Origin of the sequence: Selenomonas sp. oral taxon 138 str. F0429 (assembly GCF_000318175.2) — a bacterium.
GTDB classification, from domain to species: Bacteria; Bacillota; Negativicutes; order Selenomonadales; family Selenomonadaceae; genus Centipeda; species Centipeda timonae.
Genome location: NZ_KB290938.1, coordinates 38,291 through 41,175 on the forward strand (window position 1 = coordinate 38,291; position 2,885 = coordinate 41,175).

Below are 2,885 nucleotides of genomic sequence, written 5' to 3' on the forward strand. Positions count from 1 at the left end.
GCTTGCCGTTCTGCTCTCTGCGTTTTATCTCCGACTGCACAAAGTCGAACAAGTCTGGAGGGATAATCGCCTCGTGATGCTCCTCCACGTAATACTGCGGAATCTCACCTGTGGAATCGCTGATAAATAGCGGATAATCATAGCTACATGATCCACAGGCACGAATTTCACAAATTGCAGTGAAAAATAGCGTGCAACACCGCCCCGACTGCTCCCTTTCTTTCCCCGAACCTCCCGTTTGAACGGGAAATTTCGAGAAAAAGGGCACACTTATCCCGTTGTCATGCAAAACTCTCTCTGCCTTCCCGCCCGCAGACACATAACGAGATTCGCCGACGCAAAGAGCAGATCGTATTGCAAAAGGTTCTTCCTGAGTCCGTGATACCTTGTCTTGGACGCATGAAACATCCTCTTCACAATGAGAAAAGGATGCTCCACCTTGCTGCGAACCGAGGCTTTCGCATGCTCGATCTTCCTGTCCCAATTCGTTCCTTTGTATGCTTTTGTCATGCGGTTCTGCGAGGGCCTTTTGGCAATGCGGTAGTCCACACCTGAAAGAGCGGGCGTCTCTCGGATTTCCGTGCGCTTTTCCACACCGAGATAGCCGGAATCTCCATAGACCGTATGGTCATCTTCGCGAACCAGTTCATGAGTCTTCGCAATGTCGTGCACGTTGGCAGCTGTTGCGGTAATCGTATGGACATAGCCTGTTCCGGCATCTGCACCGGAATGGATCTTCATGCCGAAGTACCATGGATTCCCCTTCTTCGTGGAGTGCATCTCAGGATCGCTGGACTTTGTCGCGTTCTTGGTCGAACTCGGCGTGGGGATCAGTTTTCTGCTGCGCTCTTTCTGGACATAGTACGGCGCAATAAGTTTCATCCATTCGTTCCAAGGAATAATGGACTCCATGGCATCCAGAAAGGCTTCTCGTCATGTTGTTCTTATTAACGCATTTTTCCTCTTTCTGCGAATATCATCAAAGAAGATGGCATGAAGCGATCTTTTTTTGATCGGTCATACCAGCTCAACCCTATTTTCTTTCATAAGTGGTATACTATGGGGGGAGGAGCTCTCCATTAAGATAATGACAACAGGGAGATAAAACCATGAAAAAGAAGCTTTTTCTGATTGCCTACATCGGTGCGTTAGCGGCTGTTTTTCTCTTGCCGTTTGTCCAGAGCCCGATGGGAAAAACGGATTTTATCCGGGAAGTGCTCGCTAAAAATGATGGGTTTGCCGCAGAGGGCAGCGGTACGACCGGCGGAGCTGCTGCCATAGAGGACAATATTTTCCGCGTGACCAATAGGCAGGAGCTTATTGCCGCATTGGAGAATCGCAAAAATACGGAACCTAGGATTTTGATGGTTTACGGAACGATCGACTTTGATACAGACGCGGATGGAAAGCACCTGACGATGGAAGATTATATGGCGGAGGGCTATGATTTTCAGCAGTATTTGGACGCCTATACACCGCATAGTACCGTGCCGCAAAGCCGAAAAGAAGAGCAGGAGGAAAAAAGAAAACAATCTCAAAAAAATCAGGAAAAAAACATCATGGTTCATGTTCCTGCCAATACGAGCATCATAGGGATTGAACATGCGAAATTAAAGGGCGTGGATTTAGTCCTCGATGCGGACAATATTATCATCCGAAATATTACGTTTGAGTCCCCCTATGATGATTTCCCGTCGTGGGATCCAAACGATGGACCGGACGGCAACTGGAATTCTCAGTATGACAGCATTACGATCCGTGGGGGCACGCATATTTGGATCGATCATTGTCATTTCGCGGATGGCACGCAGCCGACGGAAACGTATTTTCATCGTGAATACGAGCATCGAGACGGCTTGGTCGATATCACGAATCAGGCGGACGACATCACGATGTCATACAATATTTTTGAACGTCACAATAAAGCAATCTTGATCGGGAACAGTGATGCAAAAACGTCGGACGATGGCAAACTGAATGTGACGCTGCATCATAACTATTTCCATAATTTGGTTCAGCGCACACCGCGCGTGAGATGGGGAAAGGTTCACGTGTATAATAATTACTACCAGACGTATGAGGAAAACGGTGGATATCCTTATGAGTATTCGCTGGGCGTTGGAAAAAACTCAAAAATATATGCCGAAAATAATGTCGCAGATATCGACGGCAGGACGTATCAAGATTTTGTCAAGGTGTTTGGCGGAACGGAGTTTACGGCGGTCAATAATATCTTTAATGGCGAGAAAATCGATACATTTAGCGAGCATTTATCACCGGTCGCGTGGACGCCCGAGCGATCGATGAAAATTGACGATGTGAATGAGGTGAAGGCAAAAGTTTTACAGCAGGCAGGCGTGTTTAAGGAAGCGGTGACGCCATAAAAATCATCAGAAAAAGGCTGCTGCACATTTGTTTCGTACAGCAGCTTTTTGGCTCTACTCCAAAACTAGTGGAAAAGTTATTTTCAGAACAGAATAGGTGTAGCTAATTTTAATTTTCCTGCAACCAAGTAGATCTGATATTGTCAAGAACAGTTGACAATATCAAATCTCATCTCGTCATGCTGAATCCGGAGGTTGTAAAAGCATCCTCCGAGCAATACGAAACGGGAGAAGGATGTCTCTCCCTCCCCGGACAGAGAAAAACGATGCGGCATGAATGGATTGAAGTCACATACCGCGACATAAAATTTCGCAAACAGCAAAACAAGTTCTCCGGCTTTACGGCACAGATCATTCAACATGAGATAGATCACTGCAACGGAGTCTTGATATGAAAACCTCGGGCTGCATATAAACGCAGTCCGAGGTTTTCACATAATGGTAATTCGTATTTTATTGACTTTCTCGCTTGTTTATTTATATAATACAAGCAAGAAAGTT

3 protein-coding genes and 1 pseudogene are annotated in these 2,885 nt (G+C 46.1%); 2 read left to right on the forward strand and 2 right to left on the reverse strand.

Going from position 1 to position 2,885, the window contains the following annotated elements:
* A pseudogene (locus HMPREF9163_RS12425) lies at positions 1-115 on the reverse strand (recombinase); the annotation flags it as partial.
* 155 nt (positions 116-270) lie between these two features.
* Entirely contained in the window at positions 271-882 is a 612-nt protein-coding gene (locus HMPREF9163_RS05080; RefSeq protein WP_232296667.1) for an IS5 family transposase, read from the reverse strand.
* Positions 883-1,109: 227 nt separating this feature from the next.
* Here HMPREF9163_RS05080 and HMPREF9163_RS05085 point away from each other — a divergent pair, with 227 nt between their 5' ends.
* The gene (locus HMPREF9163_RS05085) at positions 1,110-2,384 is read left to right on the forward strand and encodes a polysaccharide lyase family 1 protein (RefSeq protein WP_009440611.1); all 1,275 of its coding nucleotides are present in this window, start codon (positions 1,110-1,112) and stop codon (positions 2,382-2,384) included.
* 140 nt (positions 2,385-2,524) lie between these two features.
* The gene (locus tag HMPREF9163_RS05090; protein WP_255351088.1) at positions 2,525-2,779 is read left to right on the forward strand and encodes a peptide deformylase; all 255 of its coding nucleotides are present in this window, start codon (positions 2,525-2,527) and stop codon (positions 2,777-2,779) included.
* Positions 2,780-2,885: the final 106 nt, after the last annotated feature.